This window comes from Paludibacterium denitrificans (genome assembly GCF_009707705.1).
Lineage (GTDB): Bacteria > Pseudomonadota > Gammaproteobacteria > Burkholderiales > Chromobacteriaceae > Paludibacterium_A > Paludibacterium_A denitrificans.
Window position 1 is genome coordinate 1,195,240 of record NZ_WLYX01000001.1, and the last position, 19,586, is coordinate 1,214,825.

Sequence of the window (19,586 nt, forward strand, 5' to 3'; positions counted from 1 at the left end):
TTTTACCCGAGAGACGGGGCGCTTCGGTATGTTTTTATATCTTCATGTAAAAACAGTTTGCCGGGTGGCCGAGCGGCATTGCACCGTATCGGCCACGGCTTACTGCTTACATCTTGCTCAGTTGCTGCTTGGCTTTCTGCGCGGCCGAGCTGGCCGGATAGAGTTTGATCGGTAACGGCGGAAAGTGGCCTTGGCCACGTCCACCGGCCCATGTCGCGCTGGCAGTTACCGACATTGCGCAGGGCATCCGGCGCGCGCGGGTGGTCCGGGTGCTGCTCGACAAAGCGACGGTGCAGGTCGATTGCCGCATCGTACTGGCGCAGGGCGGTATGCGCCACGCCCAGCCAGTAAGTGGCATCCACGGCTTCCGGCGTGTTGGGGTTTTGCTGGATATAGCTCTTGAGCGCATCCACCGCTTTGGGGAAATCGCGGTTGCGCAGCAGATTGAGCGCCTTGTCGTAATCCGGTCCCGGCTGGGCGCCAGCGGCCGGGTTGCTGGCCGGAGCCTGGGCCGGTGCGACGGCAACGGCGGCACTCTTGCGGCTTCCTTCCAGTTGGCTGAGGCGGCCGTCCAGATCGTTATACAGGTCGTTCTGGCGCTTCTGCATGGTTTGCACGGTGTAATTGAGCACCTCGACATCACCGCGCAGTTTGGCAACATCGGCCTTCAGGCCATCCAGCTGGTTGACCATTTCCAGCAGCTTGTCGTTGGACAGCTTGCTTTCCATTTCGGCCGGGCGGCTGGACGCCTGCTTGTTGACCTGATCTATCTGGCGACGGGTGTCTTCAAGGTCGCTGGTGGTGGCGCACCCGGTCAGAAGCAACAGCAGGGCACTGCTGATGGCAAGCCTTTTCATGGGTCATGCTCTCTTGAACATACAGGTTGGCCGAACATCATAATGCCGGCTGGCGGGCGGTCATCCGGAAGCAACCGCTCGGCAGACAGGCAGCACATGTCCGACACGCCAACGGCCAGCAGGCAATGCTTCCCCACTGGCCGTCTGGTGAAGATTACTCGCCGTCGTAAACGATGTCGGCGCGACGGTTCTGTGCGTAATCGGCTTCGGTGTTGCCGCTGGCTTTCGGTTTTTCCTTGCCGAAGCTGACGGCTTCCAGCTGGCTTTCCTTGGCACCCAGCACGGCGAGCGAGCGCTTGACGCTTTCGGCGCGGCGTTGGCCCAGACCCAAGTTGTATTCACGGCTGCCACGGGCATCGGTGTTGCCCTGAATCACCACTTTGTGCTGCGGCGCGGCTTTCAGGTAAGCGGCGTGGGCTTCTACCGTCGGCTTGTATTCGTTCTTGACCACGGAGGAGTCAAAGTCGAAATAAACACTACGTTTGGCCAGCGGGCTGTTCGGATTGTGCAGCGGATCGGCGCCATACAGGCCATTGCTGCTGCCGTTGGCATTGGCGGCATTCTGGCCATTGGCCGTGCCGTTCACGGTGCTGGCGGCATCCTGCGGTTTAGTGCTGGCGCATGCTGCCAGCAATGTGACCGTGGCCGTACCCAGTACCAGTTGTTTCCAGTTCATGTCTTAACTCCTTGAGTCAGATTATGGATGATTGAATGGGCCCCACGCCGGGTCCTGAACATCGCCGTTGATCACGCCCAGTTTCACCTTGCTGCTACCGTCCGGTGTGGCGGCGTACAGCACGCTCTTGCCCCCCACTTCGCTGGCGTACAACACCATGCTGCTGTTGGGCGCATAGCTCGGGCGTTCGTTGTAACCGGCTTCCGACAGGACGTGACTGTCACCGGTCGTCAAATCTTTCAGCATGACGCGGAAGCGCCCGCCTTCCTTGCGGATGTAAGTCAGCGACTTGCCATCCGGCGATACCTTGGGCGACACGTTGTAATGGCCGTCCCGGGTCACGCGTTGCGGCTGGCCGCCACTGGTGGCCACGCGATAGAGCTGCGGCCCGCCGCTGCGGTCTGACACAAAATACACCGGCTGCCATCCGGGCTGAACGTCGGCTCGGTATCGATGGCATCGCTATAAGTCAGACGCCGGGCCGGGCCGCCGTCGGCATTTACCAGATACACCTGCGAGTTGCCGCTGGTGGTGAGCACCACTGCCAGCTTGCTGCCATCCGGGCTCCAGGGCCGGGGCGGAATTACTGCCCTTGAAATTGGCCACGGCGTGACGCTGGCCGGTGGCCAGATCCTGCACCCACACCACCGGCTTCTTGCTCTCGAACGAAACGTAAGCGATGTGATGGCCATCCGGGCTCCACGACGGCGACATGATCGGCTCCTTCGAACGCAAGATGGTCTGCGCCCGGCTGCCGTCCACATCGGCCACCTGCAACTGGTAGTCATGACCGGACTTGTGCACAAACATGATGCGGGTATTGAACACGCCCTTCTTGCCGGTCAGCGCTTCATAGATCATGTCAGCGATGGTGTGTGCCACCTCGCGTGAACGCTCGGGCGCCACGGTAAAACTGCTTAAGCCGTCAGCTGCGTTTTCTTGCTGGCATCCAGCAGGTGAAAGCTGATGCGCACCTGTCCGCCAGCCGCCGGTTCCACCTTGCCGATGGCGATGGCCTCAGCCCCCGCGCCCTGCCACTGGGCATAACGAACCGCGCCCACTTCAAACGGCAGATTGGCCACGCCATCGGTCGGCACCATGCGGAAGCCACCGGACAATTCCAGATCGCTACGGATGATCGGCGTCAGCGCCGTGCGCACGCGCGTGGACTCGTCCTTGAACGGCACCACGGCAATGCCATGCCGGTTGGCTCCGCCGCCGACGATCTCGATGGTCATGTCGGCCCGGGCAGTGCTGGCCCAGAGCAGCAGCAGCGCCAGCAGGCCCTTAAACAGAGTTCGGTAGTTAAACATTAGTTCCCTCTAATATCGTAAAGAACGAGCAGAACGCGGAAGCGTTTACGAGTGCGGACGGAATTCGAGTTTGATCTGGCGGTAATCACCAAAGCTGGCACCGGAGGGCAAGGATGGGAAGGTGTGCGCCTCGCGCACCGCGCGTTGCACCGCTTCGTCGTAGGCATCGTTGCCGCTGCTTTGCAGTACGCGTACTGACTGCACTTCCAGCGACGGCAACAACCGCACCAGCAGCACCGCCTTGGGGTTGCCCTTCAAATCTGCTTAAGCAATTCCACCAGTGGCCGTACCTTGGCTTGCACCCGGCTGACCCAGCCATCGCGCGCGGCGCTGGAGCCGTTGGCCGAACCACCGGCCACGCCATTACGCCCACCGGCCTGATCGTAACGGGCATTGCCCTTGCGCGTGGTATTGGTGCTATTCAGGTCAGACAGCAAATCATCCGCTTCCGGGTTATACGCCTTGGCTTGACGCGTGCCCTTGCCCGGCGCCACGTTGGCTAAGCGCATGCAGGTGCGACTTGCTATCAGCGGGCGATTTGCTCTTGGCGGCAGCGCTATCCGGCTTGTTGGCCAGCGGTTTGGCTACCGGTTTGGCAACATCCTTGGGACTGGGCTTGGCGGTTTTGGCCGGGGCTGGCTCGGCATGCGCGGCAGCGACCTTGGGTGCCGGTTTGACCGGCTTCGGCTCAGGTTTAGCTACCGGCTTGGGCGCTTCTTTGTGTAACGGCAGCACGGCTGGCTTGTGCGGCGTCGGCGTGGATGCCTCATGTTTCGCCACGACTGGCCGGTGATGGTGACCAAGATTGACTTCGGCCTTCGGCGCCTCGACGGCGGCATGCGCCGGAGCTGGCGTCGCCGGAGCCAGCTTGACCGGATGCGGGATGGCGGGCTTGGCGGTGGTGACCGGTTCTGCCGCGGGCGGTGGAGGCGGCGCGCTGGTCCACAGTTCCAGCGCCAGCGGGGTGGGTTCCGGCATTTTTTTGGCCAGCCCCGCCCACAGCATCAAGGACAGCACGCCAACGTGCAGCAGCACGGAGGCAATCAGGGCCGGGCTAGGGAGAACGACGCTTCATCCGTTTTTCTGTTTGACTGTGAGGGCCACACGCTTGATCTTAGCCCTGATGCAACACGTCGGCAACCTTGACCACATCGGAATACTTGAGATTGGCATCGGCAGAAATCGCTACCGGACGTTCGGCAGCACCGGGCAACTGCTTGATCTGGCTAGCCAGTGCGGCGACGGAAGCCACCGGAATCGCCCGGTCATTGTCTTTCAATTCAATGGCCCCATCGGCGCTGACCGTGACTTCCAGCGGGCGCACATCCACCGTGGCGGCCTGCGATACGCTGGGCACATTGATCACCCCGGGGGTAAACATGGGAGCAGTCACCATGAAGATGACCAACAGCACCAGCATGACGTCGATATACGGCACGACGTTCATCTGGTTCATCTGACGACGGGGACGACGCTTGAGCATGACGGACTGGATAGCGATAACGGGTGCCCATGATAGCACCGCTGATTTCCGCTTCGATGACAACGAGGCTTGTGTGACGCCGGGGTTGGCCGAAAGTTCACGCCACTTCGGCCAACCCTGACGAAATCAAGGGGTTGGGCGCGTTACAGCCGGGTACACAAGGTCAGCCCGTCGCCAATCGGCAAGACGCAATGGCGAATGCGCGCATCGTCACGCAGCTCGGCATTGAAAGCATGCATCAGATGCACGCCCGGCGGGTCTTCCGGACGCGGCGTCACCACGCGGCCAGACAGGAAAATATTGTCGATGGCGATCACACCACCCGGGCGCACCAGTTGCAGGCAGGCTTCGAAATAGTCGCGATACGACGGTTTGTCGGCATCGATAAACGCCAGATCAAACTGCCCGGCGCGGCCTTCGGCCAACAGCTGCTGCAAGGTTTGCAGCGCCGGTTGTAACACCAGTCGGATGCGCTCGGCGACACCGGCCTGCTGCCAGTAGTCACGGGCAATGCTGGTGAAGGTGTCGCTGACATCGCAGGCCACCACTTCACTGTCCGTCCGTCATGGCCAGCGCCACGGCCAGCGCGCTGTAACCGGTAAAGACACCGATTTCCAGATAACGGCGCGCGCCGATCAACTGCGCCAGCCAGCCCATGAACTGCCCCTGTTCCGGCGCGATCTGCATCTTGGCCAGACGATGGGTGGCGGTAAATTCGCGCAGGGCGCGCATCACCGGGTGTTCGGTCACGCCGATGTCCATCAGGTAATGATGCAAGGTGGCATCTAGCGCTACGGTACGGCTGGTCATGAAAGTATCCGGAGAAGAAAACACAAACGCCCGCAAGCGGGCGTTAACACTAGCCTGCAACCCGGCAGCTACACCGGTTGAAGGTTGGCCGAAACTCAGTCCGGCTGGTAGACGTAAGGCTTTTGCTGCACGCGCGATTCTTTCCAGCGGCGCAGATCGTCCAGATCCTGCGGGCGATCCCACCAGGTCAGGCGCAGTTCACGGCGCTGGCTGTCCACATCGGGATGCTTGGCCAAGAAGTCATTGATGAATTGGGTAAACTCGGACTGGTACATGATCGATTCCCTGTCAGTAATGGGCGGATTTTAATCCAGAATGCCGCATCCGGCCATCTTGCCTCCGCTCAGGCCTGCGCACTCTTGTTGCCGTACATCTTGCGATCGGCCACTTCCAGTAGCTCGTCGATCAACAGGCCATCTTCCGGATAGTAGGCAATGCCGATGCTCACCCCCAGATAAATGGTGTGTCCATCCAGCTCGTACGGGCGCTCGATGGCGGCACGCAAGCGTTCCACCACCTTGTCGGCCTGACGGTGCGATTCCACGTCTTCCAGCATGGCAACGAACTCGTCACCGCCGAGGCGGGCAACGGTGTCTTCCGTGCGCAATTCGGTCTTGATGCGTTCAGCGATCAGCTTCAGCACGCGGTCGCCGGTGGCGTGGCCGTAGGTATCATTCACCGGTTTGAAGCGGTCCATGTCCATGAACAGCACCGCCAGCCGCTTGCCGCTGCGGTTGAAGCGCGAAATGGCGTGCTGCAGGCGGTCATAAAACAGGCTGCGGTTGGCAAGGCCGGTCAGGCGGTCATGGTTGGCCGGGTAAAACAGCTTTCGCGCGCGGCACGGTTCTGGTTGAAGCGGCCGTAACTGTAAACTGCCACCACGATCAGCCCGAGCACCAGCAAAGACAGCAGCAGCATCATCGACCATTCCAGCATGCCGATCTGCGCCCAGCCCAGCTGCCAGCTCACGGTCATGACCAGCGGCTGGGCTTCGCCGCCCAGCGGGAAAATGGTTTGCAAGCGCGGAAACAGCAAGCGTTCCAGCCAGCCGGTGACGGCATGGCCGCTTTGCACCACCAGATGACCCGGGTGGGCGGCACTGACCTGACGCTCGATGCGCACCACCATGCCGAGCGGCAACAGCTTGGCATCCGGCTGCAGGGCATGGGTACGCACCAGCAAGCTGACGAAACGGGGCGGGATCAGACCCGAGGCCGCATTGACCATACTGTCAGCCTGCTACCGCACCAGCAGATAGGAACGCACGCCGTCCAGCCCCTCGAACGGATCGGAACTGGCGCTACGGCCACTGCTGATGGCCTGTTGCAGCGCTGCTGTCATCAACGGGTGGCTGGCAATGTCGACGCCAACCAGCTCAATTGCGGCGAAGCCGGTTCCAGAAACACCAGCGGGAAATAATCGGTTTTGTTGGGCAGCGCCGAGGTCAGTTCGCGCCCGGAGCGGGCAAACGCCTGCAAGGTAAAACGCTGGCGGAACTGTGGCAGATCGGCCTGCGTAACATGTTCGATGCGCTGCAAATAGGCAATGTGCGGATAACGCCGCACCACCTGACGCACAAACTGACGCTCTTGCAGGCTATTGTGCTGGCCATCGAGCTGGCTGAGGGTCGCGTAACTGTCCAGCACGCTGTCGCTGGCCAGCAGCTTCTGTTCCAGCTGGTCCGACAGGCGCTGCGCCAGGCTATTGAACTCCTGTTCGGCACTGAGCACATCACGTCCGGCAAACGCCACGGCGATGACTGCGCTCAAAAGCAGCCAAAGCGCGGCACAAGCGGCGTACAGCAAGCGTGTCGACATAAAGGGCGGACCTGACAAGGCGTTGACATGAATAGAGTGGGCCCGTGTAGGCATCCCGCGTTATAACGTTATAAGCAGCGTAGGGCGGCATTGTATAAGAAAACAGCGCCATTTTTCAGCCGCCGCCGTTAAATTATTTCTTGTTTTCACCTAAAGAATCAAATACCTGATGACAGTGTGGTTAAGTTCAGGGCAAACCCTGAGCCAACTACAATACCCACTGCGGTTTGCCCAGTTTTTCCACCAGCAGCCGCCGGGCGCGCGCCAGTTTCTGGAACTTGTTGTTAGTGGGCGCCAGCTCGCGCACCCGGCACAGCATGTCATAGGCGCGGCGCATGTGGCTTTCATGCCAGCCCTGACTATGCACGTAGGCCATGGTGGCGTTGACCAGGTTGAGCATCACCTGCACGTTATGCGGCATGTCTTCATGCGCCTTGACAAAGCGTTCGATGGCTTCGTCGAACTGACCCGCCTGCGCCAGCCGTACGGCTTCGTTGTTGAGTTCCACCACCGACTGCACGTTGTCGGCGATCAGTTGGCGGCCACTCTCGCCCTGCCCCACTTCTTCAAACAGGTCGCCGAGCGTGCCCAGCATGTCTTCATCGTCGTGGTGGTTGCGCACCAGATCACGCATCACGGCGTCGCCACTGTCGCGGCGCCCCTGCTGATAGCAGGCACGGGCAAACTCCATCTGCGCCGCCGGGGAGAGGGTTTCGGCCAACGTCTGGAACTGGCTTTCCGCTTCGTTCAGCAGTTGCTGGGCGCGCTGGGCATTGCCGGTTTTCTTCTGCAACTGGCTATCCACAATGGTGGCCATCCATTCGCCAACCGCGTTGTAGCGGTAATCACGACGCAGGCTGGACAGCGTGCGCGCGGCAGAGCCGGTTTCGCCCTTGGCCAGTTGCACCCGTGCGAGCATGGCGTAATGGGTGGGGCTGCGGTGCCGGTGTACTTGCCGATATCCAGCGTTTCCTGACAGGCCCGTTCCGCCGTTTCCAGATCGTTGTTCATCAGCGCCACATCGGCCAGTTGCTGCTGGCGCCGGATCACCACCGGCGACAGTTCCGTAGCGGTTTTCAGGGCGCCCTGTGCGTGCTCCAGATCGTGGTTGAGGCGATACAACCGGGCCAGCCAGTCGTAGGCTTCCATCACCCGATCGTTTTCGGCCAACACCGCTTCAAACAGCAAGCGCGCTTCATCGTATTGCTTCAGGCTATCCAGCGCCTTGGCCAGCCCCATCTTGGCCCAGTGCCAGCGGCTTGAGGCGCAGCACGTCCATGTATAGCTGGCGCGCGGTGTCAAAGTCACCGATCTTGAGCGACAGCGACCCCTTGAGTTTCATGAAGTCGAGGGTGAACTCGCCGCGCTCGCTGATCTTGCGGCTGCAGGCATCAATGGCCGCCAGATACTCATGGCGCATGATGGATTCGTCCACCACGCGGAACGCTTCGCGCTCGGCGCATGGCTTTTTCCAGCCGCTGGCTGAGTACCTCGCCGGTAAACGGTTTGAGCAGGTAATCGTCCGGCGCCAGCTCGGCGGCGGAAATCACCCGTTGCGCCCGGCGCTCGCCGGTAACGATCATGAACACGCACGACTGCTTGATCAGGTTGCGTTCCTTGACCTCTTCAAACAGATAAAGACCATCGTAGCCATTGCCCAGATCGTAGTCGCACAGCACCACGTCGAACTCGTACTTGGCCATTTTGGCCGGGCATCGCTCGCCTTGCTGGCGTACTCCACCCGCTCGGCACCAAACGAGGCCAGCGTCATGGCCAGGGCGCGTTGCATCTCCGGCACGCTGTCGATGATCAGAAACAGCCGGTGGGTATACGGATCGTTGTAATCCTGCCGTTTATGCTCGCCCTCGCTATAGGCCGAGGCGATGCTATGGAAGGACGTGGAGTGCTGGTTGATGTCGCTCATGCTCGCTATCGTCAGGCAAACCGTCAGTTATGTCACGCACTGTTGTTCAGCACGCGGTCAATTTGGCATAGCGCAAATCCAGCCACTTGACCCCGTGTTCGGCAAAATTGATCTGTAAACGGATATCATCGCCGCTACCTTCGGCATTGATCACCACCCCGCTGCCAAATTTGGCGTGCGCCACCGACTGACCGATGCGGAACCCGCTCGTGCTGGCCACCTGACGGCTGGCATCGGCACTGGCTGCCGCCAGCCACGGTGCCGTGGTGTTGCCCCGGAAGGCCGGTTTCACCGTGGCAGAGAGCGGGTGCAGCAGTTCGGCCGGAATCTCGTCGACAAAGCGCGAGCGGATCGGATAGCGGCTTTGGCCATGCAGCATGCGGCTTTGCGCGCTGGACAGGTAGAGACGTTTGCGCGCGCGCGTGACTGCCACGTACATCAGGCGCCGCTCTTCTTCCAGCCCCTTGCGGTCGTTCATGCTGTTTTCGTGCGGGAACAGCCCTTCTTCCAGTCCGGATACGAACACCGCGTCGAACTCCAGCCCCTTGGCCGCGTGCACGGTCATCAGTTGCAAGGCGTCTTCATGCCGCTTCGGCCTGCCGCTCGCCCGCTTCCAGGCTGGCGGCAGCGAGGAATTCCACCACCGCCATCTCCGGCTGATCAGGCAGGAAGCCAGCGGCAGCGCTGACGAGTTCGTCTAGGTTGGAGAGGCGCTCCTCGCCGTCTTTCTTGTCCTGCTCGTACATGGCGCGCAGGCCGGAATCGTCTATCACCAGACTGATGGTTTCGGCCAACGTCAGGGTTTCACAACGCTGCTGCAGACGTTCGATCAGGCGCACGAATTCACCCAGCTTGGCGGCGGTACGGCCACCGCCGCCGCTACATGCCGCCTGCCACAGGCTGACGCCCTGTTCGCGGCTCACCGCCTGCAAGCCTTCCACCGTGCGGGCACCGATGCCACGCCGCTTGCACGTTGATCACCCGCAACAACGCGTTGTCGTCGGCCGGATTAGCCACCAGCCGCAGATAGGCCAAGGCGTGCTTGATTTCCTGCCGCTCGAAAAAGCGCAATCCGCCATAGATGCGATAAGGCACGCTTAGGCTGTTGACCAGCACATGCTCGAGCACGCGCGACTGGGCATTGGAACGGTATAACACCGCCATGTCCGACAGGTTGAAGCCTTCGCGCTGCAACGCCCGCGCCTCGTCGACGATGAATTGCGCCTCGTCGCCATCGGAATAGGCTTCGTACAGGCGGATCGCCTCACCCTCACCGGCATCGGTCCACAGGTTTTTGCCCAAGCTTCCGTCGTTCTTTTCGATCAGCGCATTCGCTGCGGCAAGGATGGTGCCCACCGAGCGGTAGTTCTGCTCCAGCCGCACCGGTTCGGCCACATTAAAATCCTGTAGCAGCGCCCGCATGTTGCCGACCTCGGCGCCGCGGAAAGCGTAGATCGACTGGTCGTCATCGCCCACGGCAAATACGGCGTTATGCTCGCCCGCCAGCAGCTTGAGCCAGGCGTATTGCAGCCGGTTGGTATCCTGAAATTCGTCCACCAGAATATGGCGGAAGCGGCTGCAGTAATGCTCGCGCAGGGCCTGGTTGGCTGACAGCAGCTCGTAACTGCGCAGCAGCAGTTCGGCAAAATCCACCACGCCTTCGCTGCTTAGACTGGGCGTCGTAGGCGGCATACAGTTCGGCCAACTTGGCTTCGTAAGGTGTCAGCGCGGGCGGCAGGCGGTCGGCGCGCACGCTTCCTTGTTGCCGTTGATAAACGACTGCACCGCGCGCGGCGGGAATTTTTCGTCGGAAAGCTCCGGGCTTTTCAGCAAGCGTTTGATCGCCGCCTGCTGATCGCCGGAATCAAGAATCTGGAAGGTTTGTGGCAAACCGGCATCGCGATAGTGCGCACGCAAAAAGCGGTTACACAGGCCATGGAAGGTGCCGATCCACATGGTGCGCACGTTGACCGGAATCATCGCCGCCAGCCGCGTCTGCATTTCGCGCGCGGCTTTGTTGGTAAAGGTGACAGCCAACACTCCGGCCGGGCCGATCTGGCCGGTGGAAATCAGCCGAGGCAATACGGGTGATCAACACGCGGGTCTTGCCGCTACCGGCACCGGCCAGCACCAGCGCCGAGCGCGCGGGCCGGTGACGGCGCGTAGTTGTTCAGGGTTCAGGCTAGCAGATCAGCACTCATGGCGGGACATTTGGAGCATGAAAACCCCGATTCTACACCAGCGCCGCGCTGCCACGGCGCGGCGCGGCAAGGCGCGGTTACTCGCCGAGCGCCACGGACGGGCAGCGTGCCAGCCATGGCATCGTCGCCACATCCGGGTAACGGCACGCCAGCTGCCCGGCAGCGGCCAACTGCTGCACGCGCCACGCCAGCCGGGCGGCAGGCAGCAGCGTTTACCAATGCGGCTGCAATGCGGCAGCCAGCTGTGGCAACGACATTTCCCCCTGTGCTTAAGCAAGGCTGCCAGCACGGCATGATCCAGCGCGTTGGTAAGCAATTCCACCACGACGCCATCCTGCCAGCGGCGCAACCCGTCGGCGTGCTGACGCCAATACTGCCAGCCGCTAATCAGCACGGTGCGCTCGTCCGGGGCCAGCAGGCGGGGTTGCGCCGTCGCCGGGTCAAGCAGATACAGTTGTGCTGGCGCGTGCTGTTGTTCGGCCAACATGGCCAACAGCAGCCAGTCACCGGCGCTTTGCGGTTGCCGTACCCACAAGGTCTGCCGCGCAGCCAGCGCCTGCAACAAGCGTTTGCGCGCGCGCCAGTAGTCATGCAGCCAACGCTCGTCGGCATCCGGTTGCCAGCGTTGCGCCCAATGCAGCTGGTTCCACCAGCTGGTGCGCCATTGCGCATCGATGGCATCGGCGTCCTGCAGCGGGCCAATGGAAAAATCCTCGTGCAAGACCAGACATTCGCACCCATCGGGCAGCGGCGTCGGCACATCCACGGCCGCCGCCAGCACCAGCAAGGGTTGGCCGAACGCCGTCATACCCGCTGATCCATATCCAGCGCCGGCGTACCGGCACAGGACTGCGCCACGACGCGCGCTTACTTACCACCGTGGTATAGGCACATCTTCCAGCACCACGCTGCTTAGCACCGATCTTGGCGCAGGCACCGACGCGCAGGTTACCCAGCACCGCCGCCCCGGCGCCAATCATCACACCGTCGCCGATCTTGGGGTGGCGGTCGCCACGTTCTTTGCCGGAGCCGCCCAGCGTCACGCCGTGCAGAATCGACACGTTGTTGCCGATGATGGCGGTTTCGCCCACCACGATGCCGGTGCCATGGTCCAGCATCACGCCCTGCCCCAGCAGCGCCGCCGGGTGGATATCCGCGCCGGTCACTTCGGAAATGCGGTTTTGCAGGAACAGCGCCAGCGTGTAGCGCTGTTGCCGCCACAGCCAGTGGGTGATGCGCTGGCTTTGAATGGCATGGTAGCCCTTGAAATACAGCAAGGGCGTGGAATAGCTGTCGCACGCCGGGTCGCGGTCAAAACAGGCGCGGATATCGGCGCGCGCGGCAATGCTGATGCTCGGATCGGCGGCCAGCGCCTCGCGGAACAGCTCCATCAACGCACGCGCATCCATCACCGGGCTAGCCAGCTTGCTGGACAAATGAAACGCCAGCACGTCTTCCAGCGTGACGTGACGCAATACCGTCATGTGCAGGAAGCTGGCCAACAGCGGCTCGTCACGTGCCGCTTGTTCCGCTTCCTGCAAAATGGCCAGCCACAGGGCATCGCCGTTTGTATCAGTCATGCTTCGACTCCAAGGCCCCGCCGACAAACGGCCGCGGGGCAAAATTCCGTGGTGGCTTACAGCAGCACCACGTCAAACTGTTCCTGCGGGTAGGTCGATTCCACCGACAGCGACACCGGCTTACCGATGAAATCCACCAGCATGGCCAGACTTTGCGATTCCTCGTCGAGGAACATGTCGATCACCGGCTGCGAAGCGAGAATGCGGAAGCCCTTGGCATCGAACTGACGCGCCTCGCGCACGATCTCGCGCTGAATCTCGTAACACACCGTCTGCGCCGTCTTGATCTCGCCGCGGCCCTGACAGATCGGACACGGCTCGCACAGCACGTGTGCCAGACTCTCGCGCGTGCGCTTGCGCGTGATCTCCACCAGACCCAGGCTGGTAAAGCCATTGAGCGTCACCCGCGTGCGGTCGCGCGCCAGCGCCTTGGCCAGTTCGGCCAACACGGCGGTCTGATGTTCGTCATTGTCCATGTCGATGAAGTCGACAATGATGATGCCGCCCAGATTGCGCAAACGCAGCTGGCGCGCAATCGACTGGGTGGCCTCCAGATTGGTCTTGAAGATGGTTTCGTCAAAATTACGATTGCCGACAAAGCCGCCGGTATTGACGTCGATGGTGGTCATCGCCTCGGTCTGGTCAATGATCAGGTAGCCACCAAACTTCAGGTTCACCCGCCGCGCCAGCGCCTTGTCGATCTCGTTTTCGATGCCGTGCAACTCAAACAACGGCCGCTCGCCGCTGTAACGCTCGATCTTGTCCACTGCCGACTGCACATACTGCTCGGCAAATTCCACCATCTTGCCGTAGTTTTCCGTGGAGTCGACGATGATGCGGTCGGTGTGATCGCTCACCATGTCGCGCAACACCCGTACCGCCAGCGGCAAGTCTTCATACAGCAGGCTCTGTCTTAAGCCAAGTGCTGCGATTTGTGCTTGATATCCGCCCACAGCTTGGACAGGTACTCGATATCGGCCTGCAAGGCCTCATCGGAGGCAGTTTCGGCACTGGTGCGGATGATGTAACCGCGCGGCGTGCCTTCCGGCAGCAGCTTTTCCAACCGCGTTTTCAAGCCCAGACGATCGGCTTCCAGCTCGATCTTCTGCGAAATGCCGATGTGTTCTTCCTGCGGCAGATGCACCAGAAAACGCCCGGCCAGACTGATCTGGGTGGACAAGCGCGCGCCCTTGGTACTGATCGGGTCCTTGATCACCTGCACCAGCACGGTCTGGCCTTCAAACAGCATCTTTTCGATACGCTGTGGCTCGGTCGGGTGCTGGCGCTGTTCCAGCACATCGGCAATGTGCAAAAATGCCGCCCGCTCCAGGCCAATCTCAATAAAGGCGCTCTGCATCCCCGGCAAGACGCGTTTCACCTGCCCCAGATAGATGTTGCCGACAATACCGCGGCTGGCCGCGCGCTCCACGTGCAACTCCTGCACGATGGCGTCTTCCAGCACCGCGACGCGGGTTTCCTGCGGCGTGATGTTGACCAGAATTTGTTCTTGCGGCCGCGGCAGATCGCGCGGCAGCGGAATGGATTGATGCATCATGGTCAGGCGCCTCAGGGAAAGATAAAGCCAAATTCGGCCAACAGTGCCGCGGTTTCAAACACCGGCAGGCCCACCACCCCGGTATAACTGCCGTGGATGCTCTCGATGAACACCGCCGCCCGGCCCTGAATGCCATAGGCGTTAAGCCTTGTCATACGGCTCGCCGGTATCCAGATAGCGTTGGATGTCGAGATCCGTCAGTTGGCGGAAGGTAACGTCGGTCACTGACGTTTTCAGACAAACCTTGTCCCCCTGACGCACCGCCACGCTGGTCACCACCTGATGCTGGCGGCCGGAAAAAGCCCTGAGCATGCGCCGGGCGTCTTCGGCGTCGGCTTGCCAAAGATTTCGCCAGCCAGCACCACCGTGGTATCCGCCGCCAGTAACGGACGCGACGGCAAGCCGCACTCGGTCACCACTTTCCAGCCCGCCGCCGCCTTGGCCTGCGCCAGGGCGTTCGGTATACGCCACCGCCGCCTCGCCGGGCAGTACCGATTCATCGATATCCGCGTGGATACGTTCCAGATTGAGTCCGAGTTGCTGCAGGATTTCCCGTTAGGCGCGGGCTACCCGACGCCAGGTAAATCCGATTTTCGTTTGCCGTCATGGTGTTGTCTTTATTTTGCAAGGGAATACGCTCGCCGACCGCCGCTAGAGTGGGCACAAGGAAAAACCACATGAAAAACAGGGGGATTCTACTTGGTCACCGCTACGCGAACGGCAGCACGACGATCTGCCAGCGCATGTTTTCGGTTAGTTGCAAGATTACCAGAGCGACCCGCCATCGGCCATGCAACAAACTCGTTACTATTATTCTATATTCATAGAAAACCTACACCAGACGTATCGGCTAAGGAGGCAACCGCATGAATCAGCTATTACTCTTCATCAGGCAATTACTGCTCGCCACCGCCCTGTTAGCCGGAAGCGCACACGCCACATCACCTTCCATCGCCGGGGTACTCGCCGGGAACTCACGCTATGCGTTCTGGATGGCCGTACAACATGGCATCGAGCAGGCCGGGCGCGAGGCGGGCCGCACGGTATTTGTGCGCGCGCCGCAAGACGACAGCGACAGCAACGTGCAAGAGCTGGCGCAACTGCGCATGATCAACAACTTTGTCGACAAAGGCATTGCCTTGTGCTCGCCCCCATGCCGCTGATCAATGCACCGGCTCCCGTGGTTCTGCCGATACCTGTCGTACTGGTTGACCGCGACAGCCGACAATTTGCCTCTGCAGCGCTGGTCGCTACCGATAATGTCGAGGTAGGCTTACAGGCCGCGCGGGCGCTGGCTGGCCGCATACCGCCGGGCAGTCGCCTCGCGCTGTTCCGGCTGGATGCCAACGTGCCTACCACACGGCAACGCGAAACCGGCTTTGCCGAGGAAGCGCAACGACTGGGCTTTGTCATCAGCATAGACCGCTATCTGGGGGCCGATGTGCGCCGGGCACGCCAGATCATTTATGACTCGCTGCTGCGCCAGCCGGTCAAGGCCATCTTCACACCCAACGAACTCACCACCCAGGCCGCGTATCTCGCCCTGCCCACACTGCCCGCTATCCAGCGCCCACGGCTGGTGGGCGTGGATTACCGCCCGGAATTTCAGCAAGCACTGGAAAACGGACAAATAGACGCACTGGTCGTGCAGGATGCCTACCAGATGGGCTACCTTGCCACCCACCTGTTGCTCGATCGGCTGGCAGGCAAAACCATTCCCAAGCGCGTCACGGTGCCAGCGCGGGTGCTGACCACCTCCACCTTGCACCAGACTGAGGTACTTCGCTTTCTGCAGCAATATCAGCCAGATAACAGCAACGCTTCCGGCGCAAAAAGCCAGTAAAAAAGCCGGTCAGCAGACCGGCTTTATACAGCGTGCCCCAGTGGGGTGGGAAACGGCTCAGTCCAGTCGGCCGTGGCACTGCTTGTACTTGTTGCCACTGCCGCACGGGCAAGGATCGTTGCGGCCAACGCGCAGGCCGCGCGCCGCCAGAGCTTCCGGCGAGTATGCATTGTCCTCGTCGTCATCACCCAACGCCGAGGTCGGCTCGTCGTGCTGCAATGCCACGTCGTCAGCCACTTCCTCGTATTCCTCGTCAAACTGCTGTTCCAGCGCCTCCACATCTTCCTGATTGCGGATCTGCACCGTCATCAGCACGGCGACCACGCTACGCTTGATGCGCTCCAGCATGTCGGCAAACAGCTCGAAGGCTTCGCGCTTGTATTCCTGTTTCGGGTTTTTCTGGGCATAGCCGCGCAGATGGATACCCTGACGCAGATGGTCCATGGCCGACAGGTGCTCACGCCAGTGGTTGTCGAGCATCTGCAACACCAAACCGCGCTCAAACTGGCGCATCGTAAGCTCGCCCGCCAGATCCACCTTGGCCTGATAGCTTTGTTTGGCCAGTTGCATGATGCGTTGTTTGACTTCCGGAATATCCAGCGTCGGTTCGGCCTTGAGCCAGCCAGCCACCGGTGCTTCCAGCAGGAACTCGGTTTCCAGCGCTTTTTCCAGACCCGGTACATCCCACTGCTCTTCCATCGAATCCGGCGGCAGATAGAGGTCAACCAGATCGGAGACCACGCCTTCGCGCATGTTGACCACCACATCCGACACGTCTTCCTCGTTGAGGATTTCGTTACGCTGCTGGTAGATCACCTTGCGCTGATCGTTGGCCACGTCATCGTATTCCAGCAACTGTTTGCGGATATCGAAGTTGCGGCCTTCCACCTTGCGCTGGGCGTTTTCGATGGAACGCGACACCCACGGGTGTTCGATCGCTTCGCCTTCCGGCATTTTCAGGCGGTCCATGATGGCGGCAACGCGCTCGGAAGCAAAAATACGCAACAGCGGGTCTTCCAGACACAGGTAGAAGCGGGAGGAACCCGGGTCACCCCGGCGGCTTAAGCACGGCCACGCAGCTGGTTGTCGATACGGCGCGATTCGTGGCGCTCGGTACCGATGATATGCAAACCACCCGCTGCCAGTACGGCATCGTGGCGCTGACTCCACTCGGTGCGGATCTGTTCGACGCGGGCGGCTTTTTGCTCGTCCGACAGGCTGTCGTCGGCTTCCACCGCCTTGATTTCCGGCTCCGGGTTACCGCCCAGCACGATGTCGGTACCCCGACCGGCCATGTTGGTAGCGACGGTGATCACGCCCGGGCGACCGGCCTGCACGACGATATCGGCTTCACGCGCATGTTCCTTGGCGTTGAGCACGTTATGCGGCAGTTTGGCCTGTGTCAGCAGTTCGGCGATCAGTTCGGAGTTTTCGATACTGGTGGTACCAACCAGAACCGGCTGGCCGCGATCATGGCAATCCTTGATGTCGGCCAGGATGGCGTTGTACTTCTCGCGGGCAGAGCGGTACACCTTGTCCTGCGCGTCCTTGCGGATCATCGGACGGTTGGTCGGGATGACCACGGTTTCCGAGGCCGTAAATGCTCTGGAATTCGTAGGCTTCGGTATCGGCCGTACCGGTCATGCCGGACAGTTTGCCGTACAGGCGGAAGTAGTTCTGGAAGGTGATGGAGGCCAGCGTCTGGTTTTCGCGGTTGATCTCCACGCCTTCCTTGGCTTCCACGGCCTGATGCAGGCCTTCCGACCAGCGACGGCTAAGCCATCAGGCGGCCGGTGAATTCGTCGACGATGATCACTTCACCATCCTGCACCACGTAATGCTGGTCCTTGTGGTACAGCGCGTGGGCGCGCAGGGCGGCCATCAGGTGGTGCATCAGGGTGATGTTGGTGGCGGAGTAGAGACTGTCGCCTTCGGCCAACATGCCCAGACGGGTGAGGATGTCTTCGCTGTGCTCGTGACCGGCTTCAGACAGCATGACGGTATGGGCTTTTTCGTCCACCCAGTAATCGCCTTCGCCTTCTTCGGTTTCCTGACGGGTCAGCATTGACGGCACCACGTTCATGCGCTGGTACATGTCGATGTTGTCATCGGCCGGGCCGGAGATGATCAGCGGGGTCCGCGCTTCGTCGATCAGGATGGAGTCCACTTCATCGACCACGGCGTAGGCCAGCTTGCGCTGCACCTTCTCGTCGTTGGTGAACACCATGTTGTCGCGCAGGTAGTCGAAGCCGAACTCGTTGTTGGTGCCGTAGGTGATATCGCAGGCGTAGGCGGCCTGTTTTTCCTCGTGCTCCATCTGCGACAGGTTCACGCCGACCGACAGTCCAAGGAAGTTGTACAGCTTGGCCATGATGCTTCAGGCATCGCGGCTGGCCCAGGTAATCGTTGACCGTCACCACGTGCACACCGTTGCCGGTGAGGGCGTTGAGGTAAACCGGCAGCGTACCCACCAGGGTTTTACCTTCACCGGTACGCATTTCGGCAATCTTGCCGTGGTGCAGCACCATGCCGCCAAGCAGCTGTACGTCGAAGTGACGCATGCCCAGCACGCGGCGGCTGGCCTCGCGGCAGACGGCAAAGGCTTCGGGCAGGATGTCATCCAGCGACTCACCTTTGGACAGGCGTTCTTTGAACTCGGCGGTCTTGCCCGCCAGTGCTTCGTCAGACAGCGCCTTCATGCCTTCTTCCAAGGCATTGATGCGTGCCACAACCTGACGATACTGTTTCAGGAGCCGGTCATTACGGCTGCCAAAGACTTTTTTGAGTAGCGTGGAAATCATTTATGCAGAATCCAGAGGCCGGACGAGCCGGAAAAATGGTGAAAAGTGTAGCACATCCAGAACCAAGGTTATGGGGACAAGCGTGCGCTGCATCAAGAGACCGCCATGGAAAGCTCATGCCGGGGCGTTGTTGCGCGTCGTTATATCCAACGCGGCAGCGGCCGGAATGTTACCCAAAGGTTGGCCGAAACGACCGATCCGACGCAAGCCGGACGGATTCGGTACAATCGGCGCTGTCTTTTCTCTATCGTGATACCCACCATGGCCGGACGCCGTTTTAACGACATCACCCGCCAGGACAGCACCTTGGCACGCCTGACGGCCGAAGCCCAGCAATTGATGGCGCTGGGGCGGGCGTTTCATGCCCTGCTGCCCGCTGCGCTGGCCGAGCACTGCCGCGCCGTCCGCATCCGCGACGACGAACTGGTGGTCTTTGCCGACAACGGCACGGTGGCCGCGCGCCTGCGCCTGATCGGGCCGGGGCTGTTGCCGCAACTGGCACGTCAGGGCTTCGTGGCACGGCAACTGCGCGTCAAGGTGGCCATCAACCTGCCCAAGCCGGTGAAAGAGAAAACCCTCAACATCAGCGAGGCCGCGCTCGACGGCATGGAACAGGCCGCCAGCAGCGTCAGCAATCCGCTGGTAAGCCGGGCGCTGGCCCGGCTGATCGCCCATCACCGCAAGTGATCGTGCCCGGCTGGCCGCCGGTCTGGCCACGCAATCATC

At 61.1% G+C, this 19,586-nt stretch carries 27 protein-coding genes and 5 pseudogenes; 4 read left to right on the forward strand and 28 right to left on the reverse strand.

Annotated features, from left to right (window positions below; translation table 11 throughout):
* Positions 1–2: 2 nt before the first annotated feature.
* The 9 genes from GKE73_RS07995 to GKE73_RS08035 form a co-directional block, all read right to left on the reverse strand.
* Positions 3–857 carry a YbgF trimerization domain-containing protein gene (locus GKE73_RS07995; protein WP_230369667.1) on the reverse strand — a complete coding sequence of 285 codons (855 nt, stop codon included), beginning with the start codon at positions 855–857 and terminating at the stop codon, positions 3–5.
* Positions 858–1,011: 154 nt separating this feature from the next.
* Positions 1,012–1,533: a peptidoglycan-associated lipoprotein Pal gene (pal, locus tag GKE73_RS08000; protein WP_230369668.1), complete on the reverse strand. Its 522-nt coding sequence runs from the start codon at positions 1,531–1,533 to the stop codon at positions 1,012–1,014.
* Positions 1,534–1,554: 21 nt separating this feature from the next.
* Positions 1,555–1,941: a beta-propeller domain-containing protein gene (locus GKE73_RS08005; protein ID WP_230369669.1), complete on the reverse strand. Its 387-nt coding sequence runs from the start codon at positions 1,939–1,941 to the stop codon at positions 1,555–1,557.
* A 54-nt stretch (positions 1,942–1,995) separates the two neighbouring features.
* Positions 1,996–2,439: a beta-propeller domain-containing protein gene (locus GKE73_RS08010; RefSeq protein WP_230369670.1), complete on the reverse strand. Its 444-nt coding sequence runs from the start codon at positions 2,437–2,439 to the stop codon at positions 1,996–1,998.
* 11 nt (positions 2,440–2,450) lie between these two features.
* Complete coding sequence (locus GKE73_RS08015; protein ID WP_230369671.1) at positions 2,451–2,846, reverse strand: hypothetical protein; 396 nt, start codon at positions 2,844–2,846, stop codon at positions 2,451–2,453.
* Between the two features lie 45 nt (positions 2,847–2,891).
* On the reverse strand, positions 2,892–3,104 hold the full coding sequence (locus tag GKE73_RS08020) for an energy transducer TonB (RefSeq protein WP_230369672.1): 213 nt from the start codon (positions 3,102–3,104) through the stop codon (positions 2,892–2,894).
* Entirely contained in the window at positions 3,101–3,355 is a 255-nt protein-coding gene (locus GKE73_RS08025; RefSeq protein WP_230369673.1) for a hypothetical protein, read from the reverse strand. The genes GKE73_RS08020 and GKE73_RS08025 overlap by 4 nt, the downstream gene beginning before the upstream one ends.
* Positions 3,300–3,881, reverse strand: coding sequence for a hypothetical protein (locus tag GKE73_RS08030; protein WP_230369674.1), 582 nt, complete (start codon positions 3,879–3,881; stop codon positions 3,300–3,302). Before GKE73_RS08030 ends, GKE73_RS08025 begins: the two co-directional genes overlap by 56 nt.
* A gap of 79 nt (positions 3,882–3,960) precedes the next feature.
* Positions 3,961–4,329 (reverse strand): biopolymer transporter ExbD, encoded by a 369-nt coding sequence (locus GKE73_RS08035; RefSeq protein ID WP_230369675.1) that lies wholly within the window; start codon positions 4,327–4,329, stop codon positions 3,961–3,963.
* Here GKE73_RS08035 and GKE73_RS22975 point away from each other — a divergent pair.
* The gene (locus GKE73_RS22975) at positions 4,322–4,450 is read left to right on the forward strand and encodes a hypothetical protein (RefSeq protein ID WP_280954832.1); all 129 of its coding nucleotides are present in this window, start codon (positions 4,322–4,324) and stop codon (positions 4,448–4,450) included. The genes GKE73_RS08035 and GKE73_RS22975 overlap by 8 nt on opposite strands.
* A gap of 22 nt (positions 4,451–4,472) precedes the next feature.
* On the opposite strand, the pseudogene GKE73_RS08040 reads toward GKE73_RS22975, so the two are convergent.
* The 18 genes and pseudogenes from GKE73_RS08040 to GKE73_RS24670 form a co-directional block, all read right to left on the reverse strand.
* Positions 4,473–5,139 (reverse strand): annotated as a pseudogene (locus tag GKE73_RS08040) (class I SAM-dependent methyltransferase).
* A gap of 95 nt (positions 5,140–5,234) precedes the next feature.
* On the reverse strand, positions 5,235–5,414 hold the full coding sequence (locus GKE73_RS08045; RefSeq protein WP_230369676.1) for a DUF3460 family protein: 180 nt from the start codon (positions 5,412–5,414) through the stop codon (positions 5,235–5,237).
* Between the two features lie 68 nt (positions 5,415–5,482).
* Entirely contained in the window at positions 5,483–5,965 is a 483-nt protein-coding gene (locus GKE73_RS08050; protein WP_230371439.1) for a GGDEF domain-containing protein, read from the reverse strand.
* Positions 5,935–6,366, reverse strand: a complete 432-nt coding sequence (locus GKE73_RS08055; protein WP_230369677.1) for a hypothetical protein — start codon at positions 6,364–6,366, stop codon at positions 5,935–5,937. Before GKE73_RS08055 ends, GKE73_RS08050 begins: the two co-directional genes overlap by 31 nt.
* A gap of 113 nt (positions 6,367–6,479) precedes the next feature.
* Positions 6,480–6,908, reverse strand: coding sequence for a CHASE domain-containing protein (locus GKE73_RS08060; protein WP_230369678.1), 429 nt, complete (start codon positions 6,906–6,908; stop codon positions 6,480–6,482).
* 256 nt (positions 6,909–7,164) lie between these two features.
* Positions 7,165–7,863: a tetratricopeptide repeat protein gene (locus tag GKE73_RS08065; RefSeq protein ID WP_230369679.1), complete on the reverse strand. Its 699-nt coding sequence runs from the start codon at positions 7,861–7,863 to the stop codon at positions 7,165–7,167.
* 306 nt (positions 7,864–8,169) lie between these two features.
* Positions 8,170–8,394, reverse strand: coding sequence for a hypothetical protein (locus GKE73_RS08070; RefSeq protein WP_230369680.1), 225 nt, complete (start codon positions 8,392–8,394; stop codon positions 8,170–8,172).
* A complete protein-coding gene (locus tag GKE73_RS08075) occupies positions 8,366–8,659 on the reverse strand; it encodes a response regulator (protein WP_230369681.1) in 294 nt (97 codons plus the stop codon). The genes GKE73_RS08070 and GKE73_RS08075 overlap by 29 nt, the downstream gene beginning before the upstream one ends.
* 267 nt (positions 8,660–8,926) lie before the next feature.
* Entirely contained in the window at positions 8,927–9,445 is a 519-nt protein-coding gene (locus GKE73_RS25505) for a 3'-5' exonuclease (RefSeq protein ID WP_376767416.1), read from the reverse strand.
* A gap of 16 nt (positions 9,446–9,461) precedes the next feature.
* A complete protein-coding gene (locus tag GKE73_RS25510) occupies positions 9,462–9,803 on the reverse strand; it encodes a hypothetical protein (protein WP_376767303.1) in 342 nt (113 codons plus the stop codon).
* Positions 9,760–10,302: a 3'-5' exonuclease gene (locus tag GKE73_RS25515; RefSeq protein ID WP_376767417.1), complete on the reverse strand. Its 543-nt coding sequence runs from the start codon at positions 10,300–10,302 to the stop codon at positions 9,760–9,762. Before GKE73_RS25515 ends, GKE73_RS25510 begins: the two co-directional genes overlap by 44 nt.
* Positions 10,303–10,338: 36 nt before the next feature.
* Positions 10,339–10,896 (reverse strand): annotated as a pseudogene (locus GKE73_RS25520) (UvrD-helicase domain-containing protein); the annotation flags it as partial.
* Complete coding sequence (locus GKE73_RS25525; protein WP_376767304.1) at positions 10,805–11,011, reverse strand: hypothetical protein; 207 nt, start codon at positions 11,009–11,011, stop codon at positions 10,805–10,807. The gene GKE73_RS25525 and the pseudogene GKE73_RS25520, both read right to left, overlap by 92 nt.
* A 59-nt stretch (positions 11,012–11,070) precedes the next feature.
* Positions 11,071–11,889 (reverse strand): hypothetical protein, encoded by an 819-nt coding sequence (locus tag GKE73_RS08085; protein WP_280954833.1) that lies wholly within the window; start codon positions 11,887–11,889, stop codon positions 11,071–11,073.
* Positions 11,886–12,661, reverse strand: a pseudogene (gene cysE / locus GKE73_RS08090) (serine O-acetyltransferase). The gene GKE73_RS08085 and the pseudogene cysE overlap by 4 nt, the downstream one beginning before the upstream one ends.
* A 56-nt stretch (positions 12,662–12,717) precedes the next feature.
* A pseudogene (rng, locus tag GKE73_RS08095) lies at positions 12,718–14,216 on the reverse strand (ribonuclease G).
* An 11-nt stretch (positions 14,217–14,227) separates the two neighbouring features.
* Complete coding sequence (locus GKE73_RS24665) at positions 14,228–14,371, reverse strand: Maf family protein (protein ID WP_312854400.1); 144 nt, start codon at positions 14,369–14,371, stop codon at positions 14,228–14,230.
* Positions 14,358–14,687 carry a Maf family protein gene (locus tag GKE73_RS24670; protein ID WP_312854401.1) on the reverse strand — a complete coding sequence of 110 codons (330 nt, stop codon included), beginning with the start codon at positions 14,685–14,687 and terminating at the stop codon, positions 14,358–14,360. The genes GKE73_RS24665 and GKE73_RS24670 overlap by 14 nt, the downstream gene beginning before the upstream one ends.
* Before the next feature lie 395 nt (positions 14,688–15,082).
* On the opposite strand from GKE73_RS24670, the gene GKE73_RS08105 reads away from it, so the two are divergent.
* Together GKE73_RS08105 and GKE73_RS08110 are read left to right on the forward strand one after the other, a co-directional pair.
* Positions 15,083–15,379 carry a type 1 periplasmic-binding domain-containing protein gene (locus GKE73_RS08105; protein ID WP_230369683.1) on the forward strand — a complete coding sequence of 99 codons (297 nt, stop codon included), beginning with the start codon at positions 15,083–15,085 and terminating at the stop codon, positions 15,377–15,379.
* Positions 15,370–16,059: a substrate-binding domain-containing protein gene (locus GKE73_RS08110; protein WP_230369684.1), complete on the forward strand. Its 690-nt coding sequence runs from the start codon at positions 15,370–15,372 to the stop codon at positions 16,057–16,059. Before GKE73_RS08105 ends, GKE73_RS08110 begins: the two co-directional genes overlap by 10 nt.
* A gap of 57 nt (positions 16,060–16,116) precedes the next feature.
* On the opposite strand, the pseudogene secA reads toward GKE73_RS08110, so the two are convergent.
* Positions 16,117–18,860 (reverse strand): annotated as a pseudogene (secA, locus tag GKE73_RS08115) (preprotein translocase subunit SecA).
* A gap of 105 nt (positions 18,861–18,965) precedes the next feature.
* On the opposite strand from secA, the gene GKE73_RS08120 reads away from it, so the two are divergent.
* Positions 18,966–19,547 carry a DUF721 domain-containing protein gene (locus GKE73_RS08120; RefSeq protein ID WP_230369685.1) on the forward strand — a complete coding sequence of 194 codons (582 nt, stop codon included), beginning with the start codon at positions 18,966–18,968 and terminating at the stop codon, positions 19,545–19,547.
* The last annotated feature ends 39 nt before the right edge of the window (positions 19,548–19,586 follow it).